General features: G+C 62.2%; 24 protein-coding genes and 1 pseudogene. 13 read left to right on the forward strand and 12 right to left on the reverse strand.

All coding sequences use genetic code 11. The annotated features are described in order from the left end of the window. Nucleotides 1-20 precede the first annotated feature (20 nt). Nucleotides 21-500, forward strand: a complete 480-nt coding sequence (locus AC5RWD_RS09325; RefSeq protein WP_494019735.1) for a MarR family winged helix-turn-helix transcriptional regulator — start codon at nucleotides 21-23, stop codon at nucleotides 498-500. Between the two features lie 23 nt (nucleotides 501-523). On the opposite strand, the gene AC5RWD_RS09330 is transcribed toward AC5RWD_RS09325, so the two are convergent. Further along, nucleotides 524-1,951, reverse strand: a complete 1,428-nt coding sequence (locus tag AC5RWD_RS09330; protein ID WP_494019736.1) for an alpha/beta hydrolase family protein — start codon at nucleotides 1,949-1,951, stop codon at nucleotides 524-526. Between the two features lie 301 nt (nucleotides 1,952-2,252). On the opposite strand from AC5RWD_RS09330, the gene AC5RWD_RS09335 reads away from it, so the two are divergent. After that, nucleotides 2,253-3,188 (forward strand): alpha/beta fold hydrolase, encoded by a 936-nt coding sequence (locus AC5RWD_RS09335; protein ID WP_494019737.1) that lies wholly within the window; start codon nucleotides 2,253-2,255, stop codon nucleotides 3,186-3,188. Between the two features lie 101 nt (nucleotides 3,189-3,289). Then, entirely contained in the window at nucleotides 3,290-3,595 is a 306-nt protein-coding gene (locus tag AC5RWD_RS09340; protein WP_494019738.1) for a hypothetical protein, read from the forward strand. Nucleotides 3,596-3,680: 85 nt separating this feature from the next. Here the strand turns inward: AC5RWD_RS09340 and AC5RWD_RS09345 are convergent, their stop codons facing one another. Continuing rightward, on the reverse strand, nucleotides 3,681-4,511 hold the full coding sequence (locus AC5RWD_RS09345; RefSeq protein ID WP_494019739.1) for an oxidoreductase: 831 nt from the start codon (nucleotides 4,509-4,511) through the stop codon (nucleotides 3,681-3,683). 78 nt (nucleotides 4,512-4,589) lie between these two features. Next, nucleotides 4,590-4,748, reverse strand: a complete 159-nt coding sequence (locus AC5RWD_RS09350; protein WP_494019740.1) for a hypothetical protein — start codon at nucleotides 4,746-4,748, stop codon at nucleotides 4,590-4,592. A 64-nt stretch (nucleotides 4,749-4,812) separates the two neighbouring features. On the opposite strand from AC5RWD_RS09350, the gene AC5RWD_RS09355 reads away from it, so the two are divergent. The 6 genes and pseudogenes from AC5RWD_RS09355 to AC5RWD_RS09380 form a co-directional block, all read left to right on the forward strand. Then, nucleotides 4,813-5,061, forward strand: a complete 249-nt coding sequence (locus tag AC5RWD_RS09355) for a hypothetical protein (protein ID WP_494019741.1) — start codon at nucleotides 4,813-4,815, stop codon at nucleotides 5,059-5,061. 547 nt (nucleotides 5,062-5,608) lie between these two features. Further along, entirely contained in the window at nucleotides 5,609-8,098 is a 2,490-nt protein-coding gene (locus AC5RWD_RS09360) for a PEP/pyruvate-binding domain-containing protein (protein WP_494019742.1), read from the forward strand. A gap of 105 nt (nucleotides 8,099-8,203) precedes the next feature. After that, nucleotides 8,204-8,341: a hypothetical protein gene (locus AC5RWD_RS09365; RefSeq protein ID WP_494019743.1), complete on the forward strand. Its 138-nt coding sequence runs from the start codon at nucleotides 8,204-8,206 to the stop codon at nucleotides 8,339-8,341. 56 nt (nucleotides 8,342-8,397) lie between these two features. Continuing rightward, on the forward strand, nucleotides 8,398-9,471 hold the full coding sequence (locus AC5RWD_RS09370; RefSeq protein WP_494019744.1) for a DNA polymerase IV: 1,074 nt from the start codon (nucleotides 8,398-8,400) through the stop codon (nucleotides 9,469-9,471). Nucleotides 9,472-9,575: 104 nt separating this feature from the next. Further along, nucleotides 9,576-10,592 carry a Gfo/Idh/MocA family protein gene (locus AC5RWD_RS09375; protein WP_494019745.1) on the forward strand — a complete coding sequence of 339 codons (1,017 nt, stop codon included), beginning with the start codon at nucleotides 9,576-9,578 and terminating at the stop codon, nucleotides 10,590-10,592. Beyond that, a pseudogene (locus tag AC5RWD_RS09380) lies at nucleotides 10,589-10,777 on the forward strand (transcription initiation protein); the annotation flags it as partial. The gene AC5RWD_RS09375 and the pseudogene AC5RWD_RS09380, both read left to right, overlap by 4 nt. 24 nt (nucleotides 10,778-10,801) lie before the next feature. Here the strand turns inward: AC5RWD_RS09380 and AC5RWD_RS09385 are convergent. Together AC5RWD_RS09385 and AC5RWD_RS09390 are read right to left on the reverse strand one after the other, a co-directional pair. Next, nucleotides 10,802-11,365, reverse strand: a complete 564-nt coding sequence (locus AC5RWD_RS09385) for a DinB family protein (RefSeq protein ID WP_494019746.1) — start codon at nucleotides 11,363-11,365, stop codon at nucleotides 10,802-10,804. Between the two features lie 84 nt (nucleotides 11,366-11,449). Then, on the reverse strand, nucleotides 11,450-11,887 hold the full coding sequence (locus AC5RWD_RS09390) for a VOC family protein (protein ID WP_494019747.1): 438 nt from the start codon (nucleotides 11,885-11,887) through the stop codon (nucleotides 11,450-11,452). A 388-nt stretch (nucleotides 11,888-12,275) separates the two neighbouring features. Between AC5RWD_RS09390 and AC5RWD_RS09395 the strand changes: the two genes are divergently transcribed. Beyond that, nucleotides 12,276-12,845 carry a hypothetical protein gene (locus tag AC5RWD_RS09395; protein ID WP_494019748.1) on the forward strand — a complete coding sequence of 190 codons (570 nt, stop codon included), beginning with the start codon at nucleotides 12,276-12,278 and terminating at the stop codon, nucleotides 12,843-12,845. A 127-nt stretch (nucleotides 12,846-12,972) separates the two neighbouring features. Here the strand turns inward: AC5RWD_RS09395 and AC5RWD_RS09400 are convergent, their stop codons facing one another. Further along, the gene (locus AC5RWD_RS09400) at nucleotides 12,973-13,731 is read right to left on the reverse strand and encodes an SDR family NAD(P)-dependent oxidoreductase (RefSeq protein WP_494019749.1); all 759 of its coding nucleotides are present in this window, start codon (nucleotides 13,729-13,731) and stop codon (nucleotides 12,973-12,975) included. Continuing rightward, on the reverse strand, nucleotides 13,728-15,131 hold the full coding sequence (locus AC5RWD_RS09405; RefSeq protein ID WP_494019750.1) for a DUF6421 family protein: 1,404 nt from the start codon (nucleotides 15,129-15,131) through the stop codon (nucleotides 13,728-13,730). Before AC5RWD_RS09405 ends, AC5RWD_RS09400 begins: the two co-directional genes overlap by 4 nt. A gap of 698 nt (nucleotides 15,132-15,829) precedes the next feature. On the opposite strand from AC5RWD_RS09405, the gene AC5RWD_RS09410 reads away from it, so the two are divergent. From AC5RWD_RS09410 to AC5RWD_RS09420, 3 genes are all read left to right on the forward strand, one after another. Then, complete coding sequence (locus AC5RWD_RS09410; protein WP_494019751.1) at nucleotides 15,830-17,398, forward strand: amino acid permease; 1,569 nt, start codon at nucleotides 15,830-15,832, stop codon at nucleotides 17,396-17,398. 295 nt (nucleotides 17,399-17,693) lie between these two features. Further along, entirely contained in the window at nucleotides 17,694-18,617 is a 924-nt protein-coding gene (locus tag AC5RWD_RS09415; RefSeq protein ID WP_494019752.1) for a pseudouridine-5'-phosphate glycosidase, read from the forward strand. A 99-nt stretch (nucleotides 18,618-18,716) separates the two neighbouring features. Continuing rightward, a complete protein-coding gene (locus AC5RWD_RS09420; protein ID WP_494019753.1) occupies nucleotides 18,717-19,283 on the forward strand; it encodes a hypothetical protein in 567 nt (188 codons plus the stop codon). A gap of 2,281 nt (nucleotides 19,284-21,564) precedes the next feature. Here the strand turns inward: AC5RWD_RS09420 and AC5RWD_RS09425 are convergent. The 5 genes from AC5RWD_RS09425 to AC5RWD_RS09445 form a co-directional block, all read right to left on the reverse strand. Further along, a complete protein-coding gene (locus tag AC5RWD_RS09425; protein ID WP_494019754.1) occupies nucleotides 21,565-22,014 on the reverse strand; it encodes a hypothetical protein in 450 nt (149 codons plus the stop codon). A gap of 478 nt (nucleotides 22,015-22,492) precedes the next feature. Then, a complete protein-coding gene (locus AC5RWD_RS09430; protein WP_494019755.1) occupies nucleotides 22,493-22,957 on the reverse strand; it encodes an RNA polymerase sigma factor in 465 nt (154 codons plus the stop codon). Nucleotides 22,958-23,112: 155 nt separating this feature from the next. Beyond that, a complete protein-coding gene (locus tag AC5RWD_RS09435; protein WP_494019756.1) occupies nucleotides 23,113-23,514 on the reverse strand; it encodes a suppressor of fused domain protein in 402 nt (133 codons plus the stop codon). Nucleotides 23,515-23,801: 287 nt separating this feature from the next. Beyond that, nucleotides 23,802-23,927, reverse strand: a complete 126-nt coding sequence (locus tag AC5RWD_RS09440; protein WP_494019757.1) for a hypothetical protein — start codon at nucleotides 23,925-23,927, stop codon at nucleotides 23,802-23,804. Nucleotides 23,928-24,018: 91 nt separating this feature from the next. Beyond that, nucleotides 24,019-24,648: a DUF1345 domain-containing protein gene (locus tag AC5RWD_RS09445; RefSeq protein WP_494019758.1), complete on the reverse strand. Its 630-nt coding sequence runs from the start codon at nucleotides 24,646-24,648 to the stop codon at nucleotides 24,019-24,021. Nucleotides 24,649-25,796: the final 1,148 nt, after the last annotated feature.

The raw sequence follows: 25,796 nt of genomic DNA on the forward strand, positions 1-25,796 counted from the left end.
TTGATCACTATTGGAGGGTCATGACTGAGACCGGGACGGGGCAGCTCGCCCCTGCGGCGGACAAGCTGGTTCCCGCCTCCATCAGCAACGACGCCGGCTTCCTTCTGGCCAAGCTGCATGCCGCGGGGTCGGTGGTTAACAACCGGGCACTGCAGGAGCATGAGCTCAAGGAGCGCTCCTACTCCGTGCTGGCCCTGGCCGCGAGCGGTCTGGAGCCGAGCCAGCGGGAGATGGCTGATTTTCTCAGCCTGGACCCCAGCCAGATCGTCTCCCTGGTGGATGACCTGGAAAGGCGGGGGTTGGTGCTGAGGGAGCCCGGAAAGCAGGACCGGCGGGCCAAGATCGTCACGGCCACCACGGCGGGGCAGCGGCTGTTCACGGAGGCCAGCAAGGCGACGCGCCGGGCCGAGTCGGAGGCACTGGACCGGCTGAGCCGGGGTGAAGTGGCGGAGCTGAAACGCCTGCTCCGCAAGGCGCTGTGGCCCGAACTGGACCAGTAGCGGAGCAGGCGCATCTCCCTGGCTTAGCGGGTGGGCGTCCATGCCCGGTCGTTGATGAATTCGTCCGGACGAAACTCGACGTAGTTGGCGCCGTCCAGGTTCAGCGACGTTGCGAAGTCCTGCAGGTTGGCCGTTGTGGCCACTGAACCCCAGTGGCCGTTTTGGAGCCGCTGGTCCATGGCCTCGATGGCGGCGATGTTCTCCGCCACCGTGAAGTTGCAATGTCCTGCCCGGCCGACGAACGCCTGGCGGAACAGGGAACTCCCGCCAGCCTGGCGAACTGTTTCTGCGTACTCCTCCTGGTATTCGACGGGGGCCAGGAGGTCCACCGTGGTGTGGGTGGCCAGCAGCGGCACCTGGAGCTCGCCGGTGGGGGTGGAGGTCCGCAGCATCCATCGGAGGCCCTGATTGCTGGGCTCAATGTCCGCGTTGACCGTGAGCGTGGAAAGGTCACCGTTCAGGTTCAGGCCCGCCGTGGCGTACATGTGCTCCACCAGCTGGCGCTGGGCTGAGGACTGCAGGAGTTTTGCGTAGTCGACACCGGCGGTCCAGCCGCTGTCGCCGCCGGCGGCATTGACAATCGTGTGGCGCCGTTCGATCACCGCGGGGAGCGTCTCGAGGACCAGCTTCGCCTGGGCGGATGCCAGGGCCTCCGGACTGCCCGCGTCAATGCCGTCGAGTTCGGTCGGGGTGTTCAGCAGCGCGGCCACCAGTGCCAGCCGGGCACGGCCTTCGGCGGATGCGGTGGCTTGCTGCAGGGCTCCCTTCAGCGCGGCTATTGTTTCGGCGGACTCCGCCGGCGTAGTGAAGCCGGTGAGGCGGATGTCCTGTCCGGGAAGGAGCAGTTCCGCCGCCGCATAGGCAGCGTCGAGCTGGTAGTTGTTCAGGGAAACCCCGCCGCCCACCAGGCCGCAGGCGCTGACGGCGCCGTCGATGCCGGCGTCAGGGATTTCCGCCATCATGCTCGTCACGAGGCCTCCCATGGAACGTCCGACGGCGATGACCCGATTTGCCTTGCCGAAGCGCTCCTCGAAGGCGGCCAGGGTGTCCAGCTGGTCCTGGGCTGCGGTTCCGAGCGCCCAGCCCGCAGTTGCATAGGACGAGGAGGCGACGGCGTAGCCGCGGGCGACCAGCGCGCTGGCCGTGGGTGCGAATCCCGCGTCCCAGGCCGGGTTTGCCGGCCCCGGGCGGAAGCCGTGGGCAAAGAGAACCAGCTTTCCGTTCCAATTCGCCGGCACCTCGGCACGCCAGGCTGCTCCGTTGGCGAGGGCGCCGGTGGCGGCCGCCGGTGGTGCTGTTGATGCTGCTGCTTGTGCGGAGGCCGGCACCGAAGCATCTGCGGAGGGCTGGGCGGCGAGGACAGGCGGGGTCGCCGCGGCCGCAACGAGCAGGGCAGCAAGGGCTGATGTGGAAGCGATGGTGCGGCAGCTTTGGCGCAAGGTACGAGTCATTTCGGGCAACCTCAGTCAGTCTGAATTAGTTGAAGGGGACAACTAATGGTTATTTAACTGATTGAATTTGTCAACGATCTTTATAGCGTTCGCCTGGCCTTGCGGGAGCCGATGCGCCCTCGCCGCCGGTTCCGCGGCCTAACCTGCTTCGATGACTTCCTTGAGCTTCTGCAGTTGGGCAACTTCCGATTCCATCGTCTTCGTCACCAGGGAGTCCAGGACCCTCATGAGGACCGGCGCCATTCAACTGACGCCCGCACGGACCCTACCCCTGCCGGAGTCCTTCTCGTAGTGTTGCTGCATGACGGGGGAGAACGCCGGCTGGGTGGATGTAGGCCGGGCAGAAATCTATTGGGAGACGACCGGGAACCCCTCGGGGATTCCCGTGCTCTTCCTCCACGGCGGGCCCGGCGCTCCCCTGGGTCAGGGCTACCGTACCCGCCATGACAGTTCAAAATTCTGGACCGTCGGCCTGGATCAGCGCGGCTGCGGGAGGAGCACTCCGGCGGTCCAGGACGATCTGGGCTCCCTGCCGGCAAACACCACCCAGGCAATGATCGAGGACATCGAGGCAGTGCGCCAGAATCTTGGAATTCGGAAGTGGATCGTCACAGGGGCGTCATGGGGAAGCACGCTGGCGTTGGCATATGCGCTTCAGCACCGGGAGCGGGTGTACGGGGTCGCACTGGTGGCCGTGACAACCACGAGCCGAGAGGAGGTTCAGTGGATCACGGAAGGCGTGCGAAGGATCTTCCCGGAAGCTTGGGAAGAGTTCGCGAAGGCAGCCAATCGCAGACCCGGAGAGCGAGTGGTCGAAGCGTACGCCCGCCGCCTCGCAGGCGACGACAGGGACGACGCCGAGGCGGCATCTCTGGCTTGGGACCGGTGGGAATCGACGCACATTTCCTTGGACCCGCTGTGGCAACCCGGCCCCATGTTTGAGGACCACCGCCAGCGCATGACCTTCGCCATTCTCGTAACCCACTACTGGTCCCACGACGCCTTCCTCAGCGGCGGTCAAGCCATCATGGAGAGGATCCACCAGCTCAACGGGATACCCGGCTACCTCATTCACGGACGGAGAGATGTGAGCGGCCCCGCCGTCACGGCCTGGGAGCTCCATCAACGATGGGAAGGCAGCCGTCTCATCGTCATCGAGAGCGAAGGGCACGGTGGCCCGAAAGCGATGGCCGCGCTTGTCGATGCCGTCGAAGAAATCGCTGCCGGTCTGTCCTGAGCAACAAACGCGGGGGCATAACAGAACCACACATCGTGTTTTACGCTTACTTGACATCTCGCGTCTGCCCGTCGCGAGCTGAATGAAGAGAGGCAGAGTCATTGCAGCCCGACCTTGGCCAGCTGGCCGCGAACGAGCACGCCGACATCGCACAGTCCCTTCTCTCCGCCGCCGAGCAAGCCCTCTCGGGGGCCGATGTCGACGCCGAACTGCAGATCAGGCTGGCCCAGGCGCATGCCACGCTTGCCCTGGCGCTCGAGACGCGCGCCGCGGCCTACGACACCCGCACTGCCGCCTACGTTGCATATCTTGCGACGCTCAAATCAGAAGCTCGCTCGGACAAGAACCAGCACGCTGCCGTCGTCGCGAAGCTTGTCCGCGACCGCCTCGGCTTCGAAGCCGAGTAGAGCCGCTGTCCGGGCTTCTTCCATAAGGGACGGGCCCCGCTCAGAAGGCCGGCACCGCACAGGCCCGGCACCGCCGTGCCGGTCGTTATACGCCGATGCCCGTGCTGAGGCTCAGCTCGCGCCATTGGTCCAGTTCGGCGCGCTGGGCGTCGGCGACGGCGGCAAACGCACCAAAGGCGTCCTGGCCGAGCACCAGCAGCGACGGCGGGTTGGGGCTTTCGACGACGGCGATGATCGCCTCAGCGGCTTTGCCCGGGTCGCCCGGCTGCGTGCCGTGGACGGTGTCGTTCTCCTTGCGGCGCTTGCCGGCCGTGTCCGCGTAGTCCGGAATCGCCGTTGCCGACTGCGTGAGCGAGCGGCCGGCGAAGTCTGTGCGGAACGCGCCGGGTTCAATGACGGTGACACTGATGCCGAGGGGCTGGAGTTCCTTGTGCAGCGAACCGGACAGGCCCTCCAGTGCCGCCTTGGTGGCGGAGTAGTAGCCGGAACCGGCCGGCGAGATGCGTGCGCCGATGGAGGAGACGTTCAGGATTGCCCCCGACCGCTTCGCGCGCATGTCCGGCAGGACCGCCTTGATCATGTCGACGGCGCCGAAAAGGTTCGTGTCGAACAGTTGGCGGATGTCGGCGTCGTCCGCTTCTTCCACGGCGGCGCGGTAGCCGTAACCGGCGTTGTTGACGAGGACGTCAATGCCGCCGAACCGTGCGTGCGCCTGCTGCACGGCAGAGCTGATCTGTTCTTTGTTGGTGACATCGAGGGGGAGGGCCAGTGCGGTGTCGGGGAAGTAGGCCGCGATGTCCTTCACAGCGTTGACGTTCCGTGCGGTGACCACCGCATTGTGGCCACGCGCGAGCACTGCCTGGGCGAGGGCCCGGCCGAGTCCGGTGGAGCAGCCTGTGATGAGCCAGGTGGGCATGGGATTTTCCTTCTGTTGGCTGTTTGTGGCTAGGACAACGTATGTGCTGTTTGGGGGCCATAATGGCGGTGTGGCTTCCTATGCGGGGTGTCGGGGATTCGCCGCCGTCGTGTCTGTTGGCTCGATGGTGGTGATGGCCGCTGCGGGCTGCGGGCCCTCGCCGGCCGGGGAGCCGCCCTGCTTTCCGCCGCAGTATTCGGTGACGCCGTCGGAAGCCAGGCCGGGGGACAGCGTCACCGTCCAGGCACAGAATGCAGGCTGCAATCCCCGCTACGGCGCGAACGCGCGAATCGAAATAAGCGTGACTGATTCCTCTGGCGCCAAAGTCATCAACACAACGTCGGCAATGAACGACGGCGGCGGTTTTGCTTACACTTTCGTCGTGCCCGCCCGCACTGCACAGGGAAAGGCGGCGGTCACGGCAGTGCCGTACAACATCGACTGGTGCGACGACACGGGCAGAAACAACCGCGTGGCGGGGGCCGCCGTCGTTCTCCTGCAGCGTGCATCGTGTGTAATGCCGGTCAAGCCCCTGACCGTTAAGCGCTAGCGTTCTGTTTCCCGGCGCCCGATGCCCCGGCTGCTTTGCACTTCTCCCTGATGAAAGTCCGCTCCGCCTCCGAAAGCTGGTGTTCGCCATGCTGGTCTTGGGCGAGGTGGCCGCCTGAGGCCTGGTGAACCACGTTTGCCACGGTCCGCGGAAGAACCACGCAACCAGGATTTTCGATAAGCCACTTCTTCGTGACTTCATCGAGCTCATCCCACCACTCAACACTCGGCCCGTGGCCCATGAGGTGCTCCTCGGATTTGAGACCCAACATACATAGACAGCGGCGGCCGGGGCTTGCGCCCGCAGCGCCGCAAGACGTGCTTGAAATGCCGACAGGAATTTACAAATCTCTAAATTGTTAATCAGTAACGAGTGTGGTCCCGATGTGGCGAAGGGTCAAGAGGGGTCCGAAACGCGGCGCAACCAGGCGGCCAAGGGGGCACAAACACTATGCGGGGCGGGTGACCGTGGAGTACCGTTTACACGCCCAAACGGCCCTGCGGCGTCGGCCGGCAACGGCGCTGTTCCCCGTCAAAAGGAGCCTCTGATGACACGGAAGACAACTGGCTCCCTGGCTGATTTCGGCAGCGGCGACCTTTCGGCGGTCGGCGGGAAGGGCGCAGCACTTGGCGAACTGCTGCGGCACGGATTTCCGGTGCCGCCGGGATTTATCGTCACCACTGATGCTTACCGCTTGCTCCTTTTAGAGACGGGGCTCGGGGCGGCCCTTGACGGCATGAATCAAGACACGCCCGACGGTGGGGCCCTCCGTGCGCTGTTCGCGCGCTTTGACATGCCGGCAGCTTTGCGCGCGGAGATCGGCGAGGCATATGCGGCGATGGGAGGCGGCGCCGTGGCTGTGCGTTCCAGTGCCACCGCCGAAGACTTGCCCGGGGCGGCGTTCGCCGGCCAGCAGGACACGTTCCTGAACGTCGTCGGCGAGGACGCGGTGGCCCAGGCGGTCTCTGACTGCTGGGCCTCCCTCTGGACCGACCGTGCCATTGCCTACCGGGGACGGCGGGGGATCGACCCGCGCGAGGTGGCGATCGCCGTCGTCGTCCAGAAGATGGTGCCGGCAGACGCCGCAGGCGTCATGTTCACGGCCAACCCCGTCACGGGTGAGCGCGGTGAGACTGTTGTGGACGCGAGTCCGGGCTTGGGGGAGGCAGTGGTCTCGGGTAGGGTGACGCCCGAACACTACGTGCTGGACCGCACGGGCAGGATCCTCAGCTTCTGTCCCGGGGGCGGCGAGGTGGTGATCAGCCCGGCTCCAGCCGGCGGCACGCGGGAGAAGCCCGGCAGCCGCAGCTCGGATCCCTCCCTGACCGCGGTCCAGCTGCAGGAGTTGGCGGACCTGGGCCGCAGGGCGCAGGAGCACTTCGGCCGGCCGCAGGATATCGAGTGGGCGCTGGCTGGCGGCCGGATCCATATCCTGCAGTCAAGGCCCATGACGGCGCTGCCGCCGCAGCCGTTGCGGCTCAACGCGATCCAGCGGCGGGTGGGGCCATTTTTCGTCGAAATGTTCCAGCAGCGGCCCTACCCGTTGGACGTTTCCGGCTGGATGGAGCAGGGCATCCTGGCCATGCTGCACCGGATGGCCGGCAGTGTTGGAGTGCGATTCCCAGCGGTGGAGGAGCTGCTGCCCGAGGAAGATGGCGTGGTGGTCCAGCTGGTGCCCCCGTCCCCGCGGCTAACGCCCCGCGTTCTGGCTGCGCCGCTGACCCTGGCCCGCCGCGCGCGGCAGTACAAGATGGCCGGCTGGAAGAACGATTCCCGGTTCATCGCCTTCCTGGAGCAGGTGGACCGGCTGAGCGCGCGCGACCCCGAATCCTTGCGCTGGTCCGAGGTTGTGGGCGTTGCGCGCGAGTCCTTCGACACGATGCAGGGCATCACCGACCTGCGCAGCTCGTACATGCCCGGCATATTCCTGCCCATGCTTCGGCTGCGCCTGATGCTCCTGCTGCTGGGCAGGATGAGGCTGGCTTCCGCCCTGGTCGCGGGGGCGGAGACCATGACCAGCCGGGCGAACCGGTCCCTGGAGCAGCTGGCTGGCATGGTCCGTGCGGATCCCGAGCTAGCCGCCGCCTTTGAATCATCGGACGGACCGGCCTTGCTGCAGCTCGTGGAGCAGGACCCGGCGCATGCTGCCTTCCGCGAGGAGTTCGCCGGGTTTTTGCGCGAATACGGGAACCGCGAAACCGTCAGCGTAGTGCTGAGCAGTTCACCCACGTGGTCCGAGGCTCCCATGGTTGTGCTGGGGCTCATCAAGGCGCTCCTGGGCCCACGGCCAAGCATTGCCGACCAGACCGGCGCGGCGCTGGCGGAGCTGAAGCGCCACCCGCTCCTTCGGTTCGGCCGTATCCGGCAGCACGTGCTGGCCGCCGTCGACGACGCCCGGGCCGGCATGGCCTTCCGCGAGGACAGCCACTTCTACGCCACCAAGGTCATCCCGCCCATGCGCCGCGCGTACCGGGAGCTCGGCCGGCGCCTCGTCAATGCCGGTGTCATTGATGACGTCAGGGACATCTTCCACCTGCGGTTTGAGGAACTGGAGGAAATAACGGACGACGGCGGCGCGCTGCCGGCTTTTGTCCGGCAGCGTTACCGGCCGCTCGTGCAGGCCAGGGCGACCAACCGCCGCGAACTCGAGGGGATTCCGCTACTGGACCCGGCGCTGCTGTTCAGACGCCGCCGCGCTGCTGCCGGTGTCCTGGTCTCCGGCACGCCGGCCAGCCGCGGCCGCGCGGAAGGACCCGTGCGCATCATCAGGGGACCGGACGAGTTCGGCCAGCTGCGCAGCGGCGACATTCTGGTCTGCCCCTACACGAACCCCTCCTGGACGCCGCTGTTCCAGCGCGCCGCCGCCGTCGTCGTCGACATGGGAGGGCTGGGCTCCCATGCGGCGATTGTGGCGAGGGAGTACGGAATCCCCGCAGTCATGGGGACGGGCACGGGCACGCGCATCCTGGCCGAGGGGCAGCGCGTCATTGTGGACGGCGCGGTGGGTACGGTCCTGGCATCCGGTGCTGACGGTTAGGGGCCGAACCGCCGCAAATTAGACCTTCGCCTATCTTGCCCGAATCTTTCGCTGATCTTGCCCGAACGGCGTGAGCATGAAACGAGGGTGAAAGGGGTGAACACAATGGCTGACGACAAAGAAGTGCTGGACTGGATCTCTCCCCGCAAGCAACGGGAAATCGACAACCAGGCCGCGTTCCTGCGCTTCCTCCTGGAGCGTGAAGAAGCGATCACTCAATGGGGTGAGAAGTTGTACGGGTAATTGACTGGCCCAAGCGCGGTCGCCCGAATTGAAACACCTTGGGGCAGACTAGTGGCGTGAGCGGAATCCGGTGGGTGCTGCACGTCGACCTCGACCAGTTCATCGCGGCGGTCGAGGTGCTCCGGCGGCCGGAGCTTGCGGGCAAGCCGATCATTGTCGGCGGCCGGGGCGACCCCACGGAACGGGCGGTGGTGTCGACTGCATCCTATGAGGCCAGGGCGTTCGGCGTGGGTTCCGGAATGCCCTTACGCGTTGCGGCCAGGAAAGTGCCAGATGCTGTAATCCTGCCCGTCGACGCGGAGGCCTACCTCGCGGCATCTGAAACTGTGATGACTACCCTGCGCGCTCAGCCCGGCGCCACCGTGCAGGTGCTGGGTTGGGACGAAGCCTTTGTCGGCACAGAGACAGAGGATCCTGAAGCCTACGCCCGGCAGCTGCAGGCCGCCGTCCTGGAGCGGACGCAGCTGCATTGCAGTGTGGGCATCGGCGACACCCTGGTCCGGGCCAAGGTGGCCACCGGTTTCGGCAAGCCGGCCGGCGTCTTCCGCCTCACTGCCGGGAACTGGCTGGAAGTCATGGGCAGTCGGCCCACCAAGGACCTGTGGGGCGTCGGAACCAAGGTGTCGGGCCGGCTGGCCAAACTCGGCATCAACACAGTCGCCGAGCTTGCCGCGTCCGACCCCCAAGACCTGGTTCCGGAGTTCGGGCCCCGGATGGGTCCCTGGTATGCGGAGCTCGGGCGCGGGGACGGTGCCAGCGTTGTGGACGACACCCCGTGGGTTGCCCGCGGGCATAGCCGTGAAACCACCTTCCAGCGCGACCTGACCGAGCCTGCCCAGGTGGACGACGCCGTGCGGGAACTGACAGCGCGTGTCCTTGAGGATGTTGCGGCCGAAGGACGGCCCGTGGTCGGGCTGACCCTTAAAGTTCGGTACGCGCCCTTTTTCACCAAGACCCACGCGAGGAAAATTCCCGAGACGTTCGACCGGAACGAAATCCTCACGCGGGCCTTGGATCTCGCCGCCGCAATCGAAGCCGGCCGTCCGATCCGGCTCCTGGGCCTGCGGGCCGACATGGCAATGCCCGACGATGCCCGAAAGGGACATACGCCGACGCGCGGTGGCTGGTGAGGCCGTCTTTCCTTTTTTTGAACAGTCCGGCCCGTTCGCGTGCGGAAGGCGGGCCCCCGCAGTAGCCTTCTCAGTCGGGGCAGGTTGTGAAAAAGGAGAGTTCAATGATGAGCGAGAAATTGCGCTGGGGCGTCCTGGGCGCCGCCCGCATCGTCCGCAAGACCATTCCGGCGTTGCAGGAAACGAAAAACGGTGAGGTGGTAGGTATCGCTTCCCGCACGGAGGAAAAGGCCAGAGAGTACGCGGATAAGCACGGCATCCCGCAGGCGTTTCGCTCTTATGAGGAACTGCTTGCTTCCCCCGACATCGACGCTGTCTACATTCCGCTGCCGAACGCATTGCACCTCGAGTGGATCCTAAAATCCCTGGACGCAGGCAAGCACGTCCTCTGTGAAAAGCCTCTGGCGATGAGCGCCGCCGAGTGTGAGGAAATTGCGCGGAAGGCTGACGAGACGGGGCTCAAAGTCCTGGAAGGCTTCATGTACCGTTTTCACCCGCGGTTCGAGAAGCTGCAGGAGCTGCTCGCCGCCCAGGTGGTGGGCAAGCTGACATTCGTCCACGTCGGTCACTCCTTCGACGCGGGCGCGGACGACAACATTCGCTGGTATTCCGGGCTTGGCGGCGGCGCACTATTCGATACGGGCTGCTATTGCATCAACGTGAGCCGGATGGTCACGGGGCAGGAGCCGACTGGAGTCGCCGCCTTTGGCAACTACCGCGTCGCCAGCGACGAAGGCCTCATCGACACCAGCGTCGCGGGCATGCTGCGCTTCCCCGGCAGCGCAACCGTGCTTTTTGATACCGGAGTGAACCTCGAACGGCGCAACTTTTTGGAACTGACAGGCACCGAGGGCCGGCTTTACCTCGACAATCCTTTTGGGCTCCTGGAGGAGGATTCGGTCCTCGAGGAGCATCACTTCGGGCAGGACACGATTTATCACAAGGTCAAGGGTGAAAACCACTTCGTGCGGATGGGCGAACACTTCGCGGACAGCGTCCTGAACGGTACGCCGCTCCGCTACGATCTCACGGACGCTGCCAACAACGCGCGGGTGTTGGAAGCTCTCGACACAGCAGCCCGGAGCCAACAGGCGGCGCCGAAGAAGGAGTCAGCGCAATGACCAAGTATTTGATCTCGTTTCCGAGTGCCGCCATGGCCGTCCCTGACGAAGAACTGCAGGCCGTTTCGGATGCGGCGCACGCGGTGGTTCAGGAGGCGAAGGACGCCGGCGTGTGGGTGTTCGGCGGCGGCATCAATGAGAGCATTCCGCCCGTTCTGGTCGACGGCGATGGGACCGTGCGCGACCCCGCCAGCTAGGCAGAGCCGTCGTCAACCCGGCGGGTCCTGTCCCACCAAACCATCCACCGACTCGCGGAGGAGGTCGGCATGGCCATTGTGGCGCGCGTATTCCTCGATCATGTTGAGCAGGATGTAGCGCAGGCTGGGAAGCTCGATGCCCGGGTTGGAGGCAACTGTGCCCTGGCGGCCTGGACCGCCGTCGTTTAGCGCCTCGGCGAAGAGGGCGCGGGAGCGGACCACTGCGTCCTGCCACCCTTCGTAGAGTTGTTCGGGGGAGTCCTCGCTGGCCGAATTCCAGTCCCAGTCGGGGTCGGTGTCCCAGTCCACGGCGTTCCACGGGGGGAGTTGCCTGCGGCCATGCAGCCACTCCGTGGACATGTCGTCCTCGAAACGGGCCATGTGCTTGAGCAGGCCGCCCAATGTCATCGACGAGGGGGCGAGCGTCGCCCTTAGGCCGGCCGCGTCGAGGCCACTGGTTTTCCAAGCGAAGGTGGCCCTCTGTCGATCCAAGAATCCCAGCAGAGTAGTGGCCTCGTCACCGGCCATCGGGGGCTCGGGCCTGGTCTGGTCCGCGTGGCCTGTCTGCTCGTTCAACGGGTGCCTCCTCCTGATACAGCGTGATCCGCAGCTTGATGGCGTGGGGCCCAGTAACACGGCAAATTCGGCAAGCCCCGGGCGTCAGTCTTTCTTCAGTTCCTGGGCAAGCATCACGAGGATTCCGCTTGGACCGCGGAGGTACGTGAGCTTATAGACGTCCTTATAGGTCGCCACGCCGCGTAGCGGATGGCATCCGTGCTTTGCAGCGACCTCAAGGGCTTTGTCTATGTCGTCGACCGAGAAGGCCACCCGGTGCATGCCGATATCGTTGGGACGGGTCGGGTGCAGCTCGATCGCTTCGGGGTGGATGTATTCGAAGAGCTCAAGCCGACCATGGCCGTCGGGGGTCTGGAGCATCGCAATTTTGGCGTGGTTGCCATCAAGTCCGACGGCGGTATCGGTCCACTCGCCGCTGACCGTGTCACGCCCGACGACCGTGAGACCGAGATCGGTGAAAAAGGCGATTGCTGCTTCGAGGTCGCGAACGGCGATGCCGACGTTCTCAAGTTTGATGGCCATGCGTTGAAGCTACCAAGCAGGATCGAATAGCGACAGTGGCGGGCAGGGACTCGACAGAACGGGCTCCGGGATCAATTGGTGCTGAGTCATGGCAAGGATATGTGTTCAAGCGGAGGCCTAAGATGCAGCTAAGCAGTATCAGGAGTGTCGCCCTTGTGGGGAAGGGACAGGGTTCATGCGGGAAGTCCGGAATGCGAAACCGGTATCCGTCGCGGTTGGCGGGACACTGGTGCTTGTCGGGTGCCTGGGTGTGTGGCTTGCCGCCATACTCCAGGCCGAACTGGATCGACCCAGGTCAACGGTGTTTTCGGTTCTCTTTGCTGCGACTGCCGTTGTCCACGGCGTCCTGATCCTGTCCTGGGACCGTCGGTCCAAGCCCATGGTACTAATGCGGGCACAGGCCTCCGATGCTCTTCCCGGCATCCTGCCGGCGGCCATTCTGGGATCCGCCATCCTGTCCGTGCCCGAATTCGCTGATCCTGCCAACCCTGCGCTTTGGTATGGCGGAGTAATACTAACGTCGACCGCCGTTTCGGCCGTTCCAGTCGAGAAGGCGGCACTCTCCGAAGTTCCGTCATTGCGTTCCCTGGGCTTTCTGGACTGGCTCAGGTGGCAGGATTTTGGTGCAATGACTTTGTTGCTCTCCGTGTTCCTTACAGCTATGCACCTTTGGTCTGAACCACAGCATGAACTCGTTACGCCGCTGATCTCCGTGCTGGCGCTCGCCCAGGCGACGGTGAGCGTATGGCGGATCATAGAGCACCGCCAATGCGCCAAGGCAGGAGTGCGCCTGTCCGGCATGCAGATCAGCTGGTTGCGGGCGATCCACGTCAGCCGGGGACATGAACTGGCAGCAAAGGAGCTGCGCGCTATGTACCCCAAGATCAGTGCCATGCAAGCCGATACCATCATCGAAAACCTCTACCGGGCGGAGGGGGTTCCGGTGAGTATTTCATAAGGGGTCGATGCACCCGATGGAATTGCTACTCTTCCCCGACGTACTTATCGGAGGGGAAGCCTTGGCATGCCGGGTTGTGCAGGCGCCCCGCCAGTCGCTGCGGGACGCCTGCTTGGGTATCAGACGCTTATGCGGGTGCGCCCACGAGGTGGCCGGCCGTGAGGGGCAAGCGCTGCCCGTTGATCTGTTCTGCCTCCAGGTCGAAAATACGCTGTACAGCGTCGGCAAGGACACTGACATCGGTGAAGCCCGGAAATTTCCGTTCGGGCTGGGCTGCGCGCATCCGGTCATCGACCAGAGCCTTGACGACGAAGACCAGGGCGGCTGAATGCTGAGCGGAGCGGGGGCTTTCCTGTCCTCCCTGCAGCTGACGGAACCCGTCGGCCACGGCCAAGGTCCATGCCTCGGCGGCGGACTTAACGGCGGCATAGGCGGCGCCGTCCGCTGTCGGCGAGGACGCGGACTGTGCGGAAACGATGGCCAGGCGGCCCACAGGCGAGGTTGCCAAGTCATCGTAAAAGGCGCGGCTGGTATTCCTCAGCGTGGTGAGGACGCTGGTGTGCAGGAAGTCCCAGTCTTCATCGGCCTGGCCTTTAATGCCGGTACCGCCGCGCCACCCTCCTACAAGGTGGATAAGGCCGTCCACGGGACCCAGATCGGTCCGGACGGACGTCGCCAAGTCCTCAACGGCCTGCAGGTCCGCGAGGTTGCAGACATAGCCCGTGACGTTGTCATATGCTCCCGAGAGCTCCTGCACTCGGTCCTCAAGAATGTCGACGGCGGCAACCTGTGCCCCTGCTTGGGAGAGGGTGCGAACTACCGCGACGCCGGCAGCGCTTGTCGACCCCGCGACCACGACCGTACGCCCGGAGAGGTCCCGGCTCATGCGCCTGCCTCGCAGTCAGTCTGCACAGGGCTCTTGCCGGTGATCCCGGCAGTTGATCCAATGACCGAGGACATCTTCTTCTCCAGTGCCTCGTAGAACATCGACAGGGGGAATTCGTCGTCAAGGATCTGGTCCGTCAGGCCCCGGGGAGGGCCGTCGAGCGGAAGGGCCTCGGGTCCCTTGGCCCACACTGAGGCCGGGTGGGGGGTGAGGGTTTCTGAGACGAGCTCGTAGGCAGCCAGCCAGTGTGCGGTCTTCGGCCGGTCGATTGAACTCCAGTAGAGTTCCTCGATGCGGAGACCCAGCTCGACGACCACGCCGGCGACGTCCCTCCAGTCGATGCTCAACTTTCCATCGGTCCAGTGCAGGACCCGGTGCTGGTGCATCCAGGCGAACAGCAACTGACCGCCCACGGCGTCGTAGTTGCGGACCCGGTTCCCGGTAATCGCGAAGCGGAAAATGCGGTCGAAGATCACGGCGTACTGGACCAGCTTGGCGTGCTTGCGGGCGTCCTCGGAAGCCGTTTCGTCCCGCTCGATGAGGACCGATTCCCGGAAGGCGGTCAGGTCACAGCGGAGCTCCTCCAGGGAGTAGAGGAAATACGGCATCCGCTGCTTGATCATGAAAGGGTCAAAGGGCAGGTCACCGCGCATGTGGGTCCGGTCATGAATGAGATCCCACATCACGAAGGTCTTCTCCGTGAGGTGCTGGTCGTCGATCAATTCCGCGGCATCAGCCGGCAGGTCCAGGGAAGTGATGTCGGCAGCAGCTTTTAGGACGCGACGGAACCGGGCAGCCTCGCGGTCCGCGAAAATGCCTCCCCACGTGAAGGAGGGCGTGCTCCGGACCGCTACGGTCTCGGGGAAGAGAACTGCGGAGTTCGTGTCATAGCCGGGCGTGAAATCGACGAAGCTGATGGGGACGAAGAGCTTGTTGGAGTAGTTTGCTGCCTCCAGTTCAGCGACGAAGGAAGGCCAAATGACCTCGATGAGGACGGCCTCGAAGTAGCGGTTGGTGCTGCCGTTCTGCGTGTACATGGGGAACACAACCAGGTGCGGCAGCCCATCGGTGCGCCACTGCTCGGGGTGGAAGGCTGCCAATGAGTCGAGGAAATCCGGTACCACGAAACCCTCCGACGCCCACCGCTGAAAGTCCTGCACAAGCAGTTCAAGGTAGTCCGTGTCGTGGCGGAGGTGGGGGCGCAGGTCGTTGATTGCGTCTGTAATGATGCCGACATTCTGGCGGGCCTGGTCATGGTCAGCCGGTTCCGGAACGGAACCGTCCTGCACTTGAACCTGCTGCAGTCTGATGACGGCAGCCTTCAGAGCCTGCCATGCAGGTAGGGCCTTGAGGTCTTCTGCCCGGGTTGTTGTCACTTCCGGCTTTGCGATTACTGACATGCTCGTTCCTTCCGTTGAGGGGATTCCTGAAGAAGCTAGCAGTGCGTAAGCATGCATGACGTATTTTCCGACCTTTCATAAGAAACCCTTTCGCTCGCGGCCGGCTCCTCGCTGCTATGCCCGTGCCCGACCTTAAGGTCGGGTCGTCCTGGGCGTCCGGAAACGGCACCCCTCCTTCGTCCGGCACAACGCCGCGGGACGTTCGCCTACCGCCCGCCGCGTTGCCATAGCAGATCGTCAGCGCCGCTTACTCACCGAGCGCAACGACATCAGCATCTCTTAGGCTCAAATCAGGTAACCCGGGCTTATCCGTAAGGAGCTGACCCGTCGGGCGTGCAACAATCGCTACGCCAAAGGTCGCTTCCGGCACGTGTGTTAGCTTGATCACCATCCTTCCCGGGCCAGGGGCTCCGGAAGGCTCAAATCCACCGCAGCTACCTTTTCGGAGGCACCATGGGACTTGGCTCCCACACGCAAATAAGTGATCGGGCTATCACTCCCGGCACCCCTGAAACCGCTCATTGCTCCGGTTCAGGACTGTTTCTTAGCTCGGGGTCTACCACCGCGCCGGCAAGACAGCGCGGGAACGTCATGGCCTACCTGCTCGATCCAGCAGTCGCAGAAGCCTGCACCGGTCGAGCCGCTGTTGATAGCGGGAACCCCACCCGGCTCGCATTGGGACCCCTTGGTGGTGTTGCATGACACCAATGAGCGGAACCTCCCTAGACATCAAACCCGATGAAGCAGCACAGCAGGGGTCCTCCCTTGCGATAAGTGCAAATCGCGCTTCCGGCGAACCCACCAACGAACTCAAGCGCGGGCTAAACAGCCGCCACCTGCAGATGATTGCTATCGGCGGTGCGATCGGTACCGGTCTGTTCGTGGCTTCGGGCAGCACCATTTCCCAGGCGGGGCCGGGCGGCGCGTTGGCCGCCTATGCGCTGGTCGGGTTGATGGTTTTCCTGTTGATGCAGTCACTGGGCGAGATGTCGGCCAAAATTCCGGTCGCCGGTTCTTTCCAGTCCTTTGCCACCCGTTTCGTCTCCCCGTCCTTTGGGTTCGCGATCGGCTGGAACTATTGGTTCAACTGGGCCATCACGGTGGCCGCCGAGCTGGTCGCGGCCGGAATCATCATGGACTTCTGGTTCCCGGGGGTCCCGGGATGGGTGTGGGCCGGGATCTTCCTGCTGGTGTTGGCCGGGCTCAACGCACTCTCGGCAAAGTCCTTCGGTGAGTCGGAGTTCTGGCTCTCCCTGATCAAGGTCAGCGCTGTGGTGCTCTTCCTGATCGCGGGCGTGCTGATGATTTTCGGCATCCTCGGGGACGACTCTCCGGGCCTGAGCAACTGGGAAAACCGCGATGACGTGTTCCACGGGGGTTGGGTCTCGATTATCTCGGTCTTCATGGTTGCCGGGTTCTCCTTCCAGGGCACCGAGCTCGTGGGAGTCGCCGCAGGCGAAGCCAAGAACCCGCGTCGTGAAGTGCCGAAGGCCATCCGCACTGTCTTCTGGCGCATCATGCTTTTCTACATTGGTGCCATCTTTATCATCGGCTGCCTGATCCCGTTCACCGATCCAAGCCTGCTGGCCTCCGGCGAGTCCGACATTGCAGCATCGCCGTTCACGCTGGTCTTCTCGCGCGCCGGAATCGCCTTCGCAGCGGCCTTGATGAACGCCGTAATCCTGACCGCAATCCTGTCCGCGGGCAACTCCGGACTGTATGCCTCCACCCGGATGCTTTACGCCATGGCCCACGATGGCATGGCCCCGAAGATCTTCGGCCGAACCAATGCGCGTGGTGTGCCGATCCCGGCGTTGCTGGCGACCGCGGCGGTGGGACTCTTCGGGTTCCTCTCCGCAATCGTCGGCCAGGGTGCAGCCTATTCCTGGCTGCTGAACATGTCAGGCCTATGCGGCTTCATCGTCTGGGCGGGAATCGCGGTCTCCCACTACCGTTTCAGGCGCGGCTTCCTCGCCCAGGGAAACAAAGTCAGCGACCTGCCCTACAAAGCATCCCTGTTCCCCATTGGCCCGCTCCTGGCCTTCGCCCTGCTGATACTCGTAATCGCCGGACAGAACTACGAGGCTGTGCTTGCGGGACGGACCTTGGAGGTTCTTTCCTCCTACATTGGGTTGCCAGTCTTCATCGCCCTATGGCTGGCTCACCGCTTCATCACCAAGTCCAAACTGGTGCCGCTGCTCGAGATGGATCTCACGGCACCTAAGGACCTCGACGACGAACCCAGGGCCAAGGCCAGCGTCCAGTAACCGTGCTGCGCGGGCTACACAACCATTGCGGGCCCCGCGGTAGCCGAGGGTTAGAGCGCGGCTTCTAGACCACCAGAAGAGGGAAGCCGGGTGAGAATTGAACCCGGCTTCCCGCTTCCCCCATGTCAAAAACGACCGCTTCTCATCAATGACCGGACATTGACGACGACCGCACGAAGCTGGTGATTTAGTACGCCCATGGTCAAGCGACCGAAGCGTTGATTCTTGTTGTTGGTTCCCGCGTGCGGGAACCTTGGTGAGTCAAGTCAGATCACGTTCTACAGGGAGACCAGCCGTGTCATCCAGCCGCATCAGCGTGGCGTTCCACGTCTCAGAGCAAGTGGCCGCAGCCGTTGCTGACGGGAGCCCCGTCGTCGCTTTGGAATCGACCATTTTCACTCACGGCCTTCCCCGTCCGCTAAATCTCGGAGTTGCTTTGGAAGCCGAGGAACGCCTCCGCAGTCAAGGGGTCGTTCCTGCCACAATCGGAGTCTTCGCCGGTGTCCCGACGGTGGGGCTCAGCCTTGAGCAGATCACCTCGCTCTCCAATGACGGGGAAGTCAAGAAGGTCAGCCTCCGCGATCTTCCCGTAGTCGCTGCTCTTCGGCTCCACGGCGGCACCACAGTAGCAGCGACGGCGTTTCTGGCCCACCGCGCCGGCATCAAAGTGTTCTCAACCGGAGGCCTGGGTGGAGTTCACCACGGTGCGGCAACATCCTTCGATGAATCTGCCGATATGACTACTCTCGCTACTACCCCGATCATCGTTGTTAGTGCCGGCGTGAAGTCCATACTGGATGTCGCGGCCACCCTCGAACGGTTCGAAACGCTCAGCATCCCGGTCATCGGCTACAAGACCAAGAAGTACCCTGGCTTCTACGTTTCCGACTCGGGGTTTGAGATCGAGTACGCGGTCAACACTCCCGATGAAGTTGCAGCAATCTGCAGCGCACGTGATGACCTGCGCATCAAATCGGCCATCCTGTTGGCAAACCCGATCGCAGAGGACAAGCAGTTCCCTCCGTCGGAGCTCGACGAGATTCTCTCCCGGGCGTGGGCGCAGGCAGAGAAGAACGGGATCAACGGCAAGGACACCACACCGTTCCTTTTGGACTTCATTCAGCGCGATACGAACGGCCGCAGCCTGAATGTAAATGTCGATGTGTACCGCAGTAACGTGTCCCTGGGCGGCGAAATTGCCACCGCGCTGACCCGGTAACCGGAGGGATGTCGATATTAGGTGTGGTCAGGATCTTGTTGAGGATGTGATCCTAACCTCGCAGCTTAGATACCCCGGCTTCATTCATAACTAGAATCAATGTCGCGGATCGACAGTATAATCGTTGATACGGCCCTGTTACCGGCGAAGAGTTCACTTAAGGATTCGGCGGTTATCGGCAAGGAATGGCGACAAGTGAAACGTGTTCTCAAGCCCTTATGGGTGGGAATTCTTGGATTACTCATCTGCTTATCGGGATGCGCGAGCCAGGAGGGATACACAGGCTCCGGGGCAGTATCGCCCGAGGAAACGCCCGGAACGAAAAAGCCTCTCCGCATCTACACCGACCCTGTCTACACCGGCCAGGCCAGCGGTGAGCTGAATGAGATCGGCAACACGATCAACGACTACGTGTCCGCCCATCCGGACACGTTCTCCGGCGGTTACTTCTCGGCCGACTCCTCCAAGATATTCGTCGGCGTCGCGGAGCCAGGCGACAAGGCAGCCGCAGATTTCGAAAAACTGGCAGACAGACTTGATCCTGGGCGTCGACAGGTTGTCACAACGGACGCCAAGTGGTCTTGGTCCGAGCTCGACGCACTCAAAGACACCTTGGCAGAGGAGTATCTCAAGAGTCCAAAGGAGGAATCGATTCCGTCGGATTAGACACCTCTCGGGACACCGTGGTTATCACCGTCCTGATAGAACCCGGGGACACTCGCTTGGAAGACAACCCGACGGTTCTTGAAATCGCCGGGCGCTACGGCGACATGGTCATGTTTAGAAAATCACTGGGCCCGGTTTCGCTCAACGGTAACTAGGCCTGCGTTGGCAACAAAGGGCAGGGGCCGCTCGAAACAGCCGCACGCCCATCCCGACTCGCAACTGCTCCGTTGGAGATCCTTAAAGGAACCATCCGCGGCTCATTGAGGAGAAGGCTCTTCCTCGCTTCCCTTGTCGCTGGCTGGAATTCGAGGGAGGGAATTTCTCGGCCAGGGAATCGGACAACGGGAGAAGGTTTGAAGTGGACACCCAGCACGTAGACTTGGGCAGAGCGCCCATAGAGTCGATATTGCTCCACTATGGTGGCAGGGACTGAATATGGAATGGGTCTTCATTATTAGCGCGCAAGTAGTTCTAATGCTCATCTTCGTCGTTGGCGTCCTGATGATGGTTCCCTGCGCAATATTCGAGTCCGGCCACCCACGTCGGGAAGGTGAGCCGCTGGGTTCCCGCCGGATCGCGCTTATGAGCCTGGCATTCACAGGCATCATGCTAGATGTAGGTCTTAGTACTGCAATGTTTTCGATGTTGAGGTCTGGGGAGTAAAAGCCTGCGGTCCGATGCCCACTGCCGGGACTCGCGCCATTTGGGAACGCTGTGCGGGCCTCCCGGGCAGTGTGAAGGTGTCGGCAAGAGGTTGTACTTGCGAGGACCTCGGAGCAGAGTTCTCCTCAGAGCCGGAAGGACTGAGCAAAGATGTCTCGAAGAATTATCTGTGGTGGTGATAAAGCGGTTGGGTATTTGTTTGGTCCCACCAAAGCTATCGAAATCGTCGTTTGTGCGATTCTTTTGTCGGCTCTTTCGGTTTGGTCTTATATCCAGGGCAATGAAACAGCGCGCGATGCTGATGAATACCGTGAGCAGCTGATAAGTATCGTAGACCTAAACGAGAGAGTGATTCCTAGCATTGGTAGGTCCTCCCGGACAGGGCCAGACCTCGAGGGTGAGACATGTTCCAAGAAGATGCCGGCCGCGAAGACAATAGGCACGAGGCCCCGATTCCTGCGCGTGTTGGTGGTCCTGAATCAGCTTGACATATTCAGCCCTCCGCTCACGTCCCCTTGCGAGCTATTCCAGCAGCGGGGAGCCGTAAGCAGACACTGCTCTCAACTGCGAGGATCATGAAATCGCCACTAAATACAACAACGCGCAGATCACTAACATTACGGAAAAGACAGCCACGATCGCGGCGAAACCCCATTTTGTGCTCATGATTTTTCCTAATCCGGGGGGGGCTACTTGCCTTAGTTCCTTCCATTCGCATTTTGTTACGCGCAAATGTGAATTCCATGGGAAACAACCCTGCGTTCACCCAATTCGCTCCGAAGCGCCCGAACCGAGAACCAGCGACCAGAAGACTTGTGGACGACACAGGTGGGGTAGCCCGCTGTACGCGCACGAGGCAAACCCCTAAGGGTCCGGCATAGCCGCTTCAGCAATCAGGACAGAAAGAAGCCCTCAGTCTGCTTGGACCGTGGGCATGCTCGACTTGGAACCAGGGTGACCCTGAATCAAACGGCCTAGGCGGTCCTGAATTACGTTGTCATATCCACTTCAGGAACCTTCAGCGGCCCGTCATAGAACGTGGAACAGCACCAAGGCGCCAGAACAGCCTCAAAGAAGCCCGACGCTGGGTTGCCAGATGATCCAACTGACGATGATCGCCGCAACCACCAAGACCAACAGCAACGCGGCCATGAGGATGAAACGAGGCTTCATATCGCGAAGCTTAGGCCAGTCTGTGTTACCTGAATGGGCCGCGTCCCTTCGGGAATGCCCCACGGGCCTTCGACGGAACATCAGGTCAGTAGTCGTCCGGATCGTAGAGATGGAAGCTGCGCTCCAACTCCGTATACAGTCGCGAACCCCGCAGCTTTGAAACCTCTCGAATTTTCGCACTGCAGTACTGTTCAACCGCGTTTGCATCGAACTCATCCTGAACTAGGGCAATGTGCTTCCCACCCCTGAGGAAGCGGGGATCCCCCTCCCGGAAGGACGGTGAACAGACGCGCAACTCCAACAAGGTTCCAAGATCGATGCCGACATTGATTGGCAGCTGAGGAAATATTTTGGACGCGACCTGCAGCAAGTGGCTCTCATCGGTCAGCCCTAATAGCGCGGGTTTGCGTGCCGGTCTGAGCCAGAGAAGACCCCGCCGCTTCACTCAGAAGTTGAGTAGTTGAGTTTCAGTAGAGCCATCTCTGTAGGTCACGTCGACGGGCACTGCTTGGTCGGAGGCACTCTGCAGTTCGTTGCCGGGTAACCAGAATGCGAAATGGCCTTTCGCGACGGTTGCGATCACCTCCTCGTTGGCGGAGTTCGTGTAGGAAATCGCGGCAACATCGGTTCCCAAGCGACCTGACGCGATGGAGATGGGCTTGTCTGCGATTGTTCCAGTTCCGAGTTGGGTCGCAGCAATACCTCGTGCTGGCAGTGCCGCCACGTTCCCGGGTTTTCCCACGGAGCCGAACGACCCTTTGTCGAACCAGGGTGCCGTGGCGTCCGTGGTGCATGACGCTTCAAAACCGTCTGGACCGGTGAGGATGACCGTGACCCAGGCTCCCCGCCGTTCGGCAATGGCTACTTCCGCTGCTGAATGCTCGGCTGAGTACATGCCTCCGCCTACACGTTGTGTTGACCTGCGGCAGTCTGAGACGGCGTTGTCACGTTCTGAGCCCATGAGTGTTCCGGGTGCTGCTGTCCAGGTGGCGAAGGCCGGGTCGCCTTGTCCTGAGAGTGCGGGCATGATGAGTAACCCGGCCGTGGCTGCTGCCGCCAGGCCTCCAAGAGTGACGGCCCGTCGTCGTCGATTGGCCTTTGCCTTGGTCGACTCGTGGCTAACGCCCAATTTGCTGCCTGAGGCAGTGGAAACTGGCTGGGAGCTAAGGATGCGGCCGAGGTCGGCTTGGGCCCGGGTAGGGTTCGGCGGTGAGCTCTGCCGTGCTGCGTCCATGGAGCGCAGAAGTGTGTCGAGGTTCTGTTCGCTTTTCATAGCGTTGACGCCTTTTCAGGTGATGCCGCCGAAATGTCGGAAGCATGGTGAGGGAGGTGGTCGAGGAGGAGCCGCAAGGCCCGTCTGGCGCGGGTCAATCTCAGACGGAAAGCCACGGGTGAGATTCCGAGGACTTTGGCTGCCTGCGGCGCGGCCAGGTTCTCAAAGACCGCGAGCCCCAGGGCTTCTTGATGGACTTCGGAAAGAAGCGCCCTGCCCGGCCTAAATCGATGCGACTACTGACCAGATCAGCATGAGAGGTGCTGAAAAAATCGGGTGTTGCTTCGGCGAGCCGAACGCCTAGCGCTTGACGTCGTTGTTCTCCACGCTGAGCGTTCAACATGACATTCCGTGTGATCCCGAAAACCCAGGCCCGAGCATCACTCTCATGTGCCGGTACTTCGGAGAAGCGCCTCCAGACGACAAGAAATGCCTCAGCGACCACGTCCTCAGCATTTGGCGGCTCCGTGCCACGCTGAACGAACTTCAGCAGATCAGCGTACGAGGATTCGTATAGTGACCGGAAAGCGTCCGCCCTGTCAGGTGCCCTCGATAAATGACTCATACCCTGTACCTGTCCGCCACCTGTCTAAGTGTGTCGCAAATGCTTCAGCAATTCCGAAAAGCGCTTATCAGAGATGAGCTAAGGCACGCTACGAAGGGTAAGGCTCCCTCAGTTCCTCGAAGCGGAACTCGCAACGGGATGCTTCGCCCAGAAACCTAGTGCACGGGCAGTGGTGCGCGCTGCCAGTCCCCAACGTCAGGGTCATGCTCAATTAGGAGCTCTTCCAGTGCCTGCCGGCCGTGTCTGAGCGCGAAGTTTGCTTCCTCAGCAAAAAGAGGGATCAGCCAGGCAATGACGATCGAGACCTCTGGACTCTTGCATACCGCGAACTCATCAGGCTGGTAGACAGGTGAGTAGACGTAAAAGGCTTCAAGGCTCGTGTCAGGGTCGAGCACGCCCCGTGAACCGATGAGATCGCCTCGTAGAAGACCTCGTCCTCCTTCAGGTGCCTCATCCGCCAGCTGCTGAAAGATAGAGGGGATAAATTTGTCGAAATTGCCGCGGCGGACCAATACAAGAAGCTCCAGGCGTATCTGATTGGCGTTCGACGGTGACATAAGGATGTGAGGGCTAAGACCAAGTGTTGAATATGCGGTGACGTTTTCAAGCGGGAGGAGTTGAATTTGAGAATCTGAAAGTGCTTCCGCTCCCCATCCGGACCCAGCGACCAGCCACAAGTGATTGGCCCCAGGAAACGTTCGAAGTGCTCTACGAGATTCGTCACCCGACATTCCCTTTGGTGGCCCGCTTTGAACTCGGCGCTGCAGCTGATGAGCTTGACGCTGCCATCTCTCCGGGTCTGTCGTGGGACGTTGGACGGCCATCCCTAGCCATTCCAACTCCTTTATTCGATCGCGCCGAAGGTTGATACGGCAGTGACGATGAAGGCTGCCGTCAGTTGCAGCTTCTCGCCTGCCCGGTGAAGGTGACTATTACTGCGGTCAATAACGACCGTTTCTGAGATGACCACTTGGGCGCCATGGGGGAGTGGCGACTGGAGCGGGGTACTTCCTCTGCACGGATAATGATTCAGCCATAGCCCATAAGAGATTGTTTCGTGGTCAACTGGACTGGCCGAGGCTGACGACGAGGTTGATCGCCACTGCGACCACGAAGGTGCCGAAGAAGTAGGAGAGCAAAGCGTGCCCCAGGGCGATCCTGCGGGAGGGAGTGGATGACTCGTTCACATTGCTCGCGTTGTATGCCATGCCGATAGAGAATGCTGCGTAGGCGAAGTCGCTGTACGACGGGTCCTCGTCCTGGTTGAAGCGGAAGCGATGGCGGTCGTCGTGGTAGTACATCCGAGCGTACTTGAACGCGTAGACAGTGTTGACGAGACCCCACGCGAGCACCACGCCGAGAGCCGCCAGGAGCGCCGCGGCCACGCCGATGGGGTCCTTCTGCTGGCTGCGGATCAATGCAAAGACGACCGCCACGAGACTGATGAACGTCGCGCCTATGATGAGGGAGTCAACGAGCCGTCGAGACCGACCTTCCTGGCGGGCGAGTTCACCCGTGGCGTCCGGACCAGCGGGCCACGCCTTAGTCCACGCCCAGACCAGGAAGACGCAGCCGGCGACAGCCCATCCAATCAAGGGCGCGAGTTCGGGAGCACCAAGCAGCGCCGGAACGAGTGCGATGACGAGACCGATGGCGGCCGAGACTAGAGCCTTGAGATCTATGTGCGACATTGAAGAAGTTGCCCTCCAGCCTTGATTGACCGTGAAGGGGTCCGATGGCCTGCCGCCTGGGTCAGAGCGAATCTCAACATCACGGAATATCTCAGGACCTACGGATTCCTTTGTGTTCACAAGGAACGGGGCGGCTCACTGCCCCCGATTGTACGCGGAAATGCTCGGGTCCTTCATGATTGATTTCAATTGAGTAAGTGATGGGCGTGCAATCCGCTTTGAGCATCGTAGCGAAACCTGCCCGGTGACGGGGCGGCGCTAAACGCTATGGTCAAAAACACCGTTTCTGGCCCACGTTCGCCACTCCTATCGTTGGTCAAAACTGGTTTTCGATGTGAAGCGCAGCGGTAGATGGCATCTTTTGCAGAGCGCTAAATGGCGCGCCAGCGCACCCGTTTACCGATCCTGGTGGCCGGCGGCCGTCGTCGCCGGGCGGCGGGCTCCTGGCCGGCTGTCTTGGAACCTTGGGGATTCGAGACACACGGTAATGAGACAGAGCTCAGACCATTCCTATTAGAAGACCGGAGGCTAGACGATGGCTCCGTTATTGAGCTGCCGGCGCCGAGAACGGCGGGGGACCCTCCAGGCCCAATATGCGATCATGAGTCCAGCCGTCGCGGCCCCACCCGCGTAGACCCAGGGCGAGGACCACGACCCCTCGGAGGTGGGAATAGCAAAGGCAACCTGACGTGACTGGCTTATATTCTGCGTACCTTCTCGGCATTCCCGCCGGCAGTTTCTGCAGAGGTTCGTCGGGATCTTCGGGGGTGCTCATGCTGTAATCCTAAGCACACGCTATGGCGCGTTGGTCGGGTTACCGGGAGCCGAACCCTCTACGGTTCTCGGCTGACCACTTGTCAGCGATGGCCGAAGAGTCAGCCATTTCGCCGTCGTCACAATGGCTCACCTTTTCGACCGTTACCGACAGCCTGGCGCTGGCGGTGTAGTGGAGGGCACTCCGACGTCTCCTATCCTTAGCGTTTCGAGGCACAGAGGTTTCGAAACGTTGAGTCGAGTTGGGAGAGGGAGTCGGTTACCAGTTGACGGACGGGGTCAGGACCTCGAGCCGCACTTCGATCTGGAGGGAAAGGGCGGAAACTGGGAATCTGTTTGTACGGTCGGGGCAGTCAGCTGTTGCTTTGGGTGCC

This window comes from Arthrobacter sp. CMU6 (assembly GCF_059090205.1).

Excerpts from the sequence above, each read along its gene's own strand:
- AC5RWD_RS09395 (WP_494019748.1), top strand. The coding sequence starts at position 12,276 with ATGCGGGCACAGGCCTCCGATGCTCTTCCCGGCATCCTGCCGGCGGCC.
- AC5RWD_RS09405 (WP_494019750.1), bottom strand. The coding sequence starts at position 15,131 with ATGTCAGTAATCGCAAAGCCGGAAGTGACAACAACCCGGGCAGAAGAC.
- AC5RWD_RS09400 (WP_494019749.1), bottom strand. The coding sequence starts at position 13,731 with ATGAGCCGGGACCTCTCCGGGCGTACGGTCGTGGTCGCGGGGTCGACA.
- AC5RWD_RS09435 (WP_494019756.1), bottom strand. The coding sequence starts at position 23,514 with ATGTCACCGTCGAACGCCAATCAGATACGCCTGGAGCTTCTTGTATTG.
- AC5RWD_RS09365 (WP_494019743.1), top strand. The coding sequence starts at position 8,204 with ATGGCTGACGACAAAGAAGTGCTGGACTGGATCTCTCCCCGCAAGCAA.
- AC5RWD_RS09375 (WP_494019745.1), top strand. The coding sequence starts at position 9,576 with ATGATGAGCGAGAAATTGCGCTGGGGCGTCCTGGGCGCCGCCCGCATC.
- AC5RWD_RS09335 (WP_494019737.1), top strand. The coding sequence starts at position 2,253 with ATGACGGGGGAGAACGCCGGCTGGGTGGATGTAGGCCGGGCAGAAATC.
- AC5RWD_RS09345 (WP_494019739.1), bottom strand. The coding sequence starts at position 4,511 with ATGCCCACCTGGCTCATCACAGGCTGCTCCACCGGACTCGGCCGGGCC.
- AC5RWD_RS09430 (WP_494019755.1), bottom strand. The coding sequence starts at position 22,957 with ATGAGTCATTTATCGAGGGCACCTGACAGGGCGGACGCTTTCCGGTCA.
- AC5RWD_RS09425 (WP_494019754.1), bottom strand. The coding sequence starts at position 22,014 with ATGTACTCAGCCGAGCATTCAGCAGCGGAAGTAGCCATTGCCGAACGG.
- AC5RWD_RS09330 (WP_494019736.1), bottom strand. The coding sequence starts at position 1,951 with ATGACTCGTACCTTGCGCCAAAGCTGCCGCACCATCGCTTCCACATCA.
- AC5RWD_RS09420 (WP_494019753.1), top strand. The coding sequence starts at position 18,717 with ATGTCGCGGATCGACAGTATAATCGTTGATACGGCCCTGTTACCGGCG.
- AC5RWD_RS09390 (WP_494019747.1), bottom strand. The coding sequence starts at position 11,887 with ATGGCCATCAAACTTGAGAACGTCGGCATCGCCGTTCGCGACCTCGAA.
- AC5RWD_RS09325 (WP_494019735.1), top strand. The coding sequence starts at position 21 with ATGACTGAGACCGGGACGGGGCAGCTCGCCCCTGCGGCGGACAAGCTG.
- AC5RWD_RS09360 (WP_494019742.1), top strand. The coding sequence starts at position 5,609 with ATGACACGGAAGACAACTGGCTCCCTGGCTGATTTCGGCAGCGGCGAC.
- AC5RWD_RS09445 (WP_494019758.1), bottom strand. The coding sequence starts at position 24,648 with ATGTCGCACATAGATCTCAAGGCTCTAGTCTCGGCCGCCATCGGTCTC.
- AC5RWD_RS09410 (WP_494019751.1), top strand. The coding sequence starts at position 15,830 with ATGACACCAATGAGCGGAACCTCCCTAGACATCAAACCCGATGAAGCA.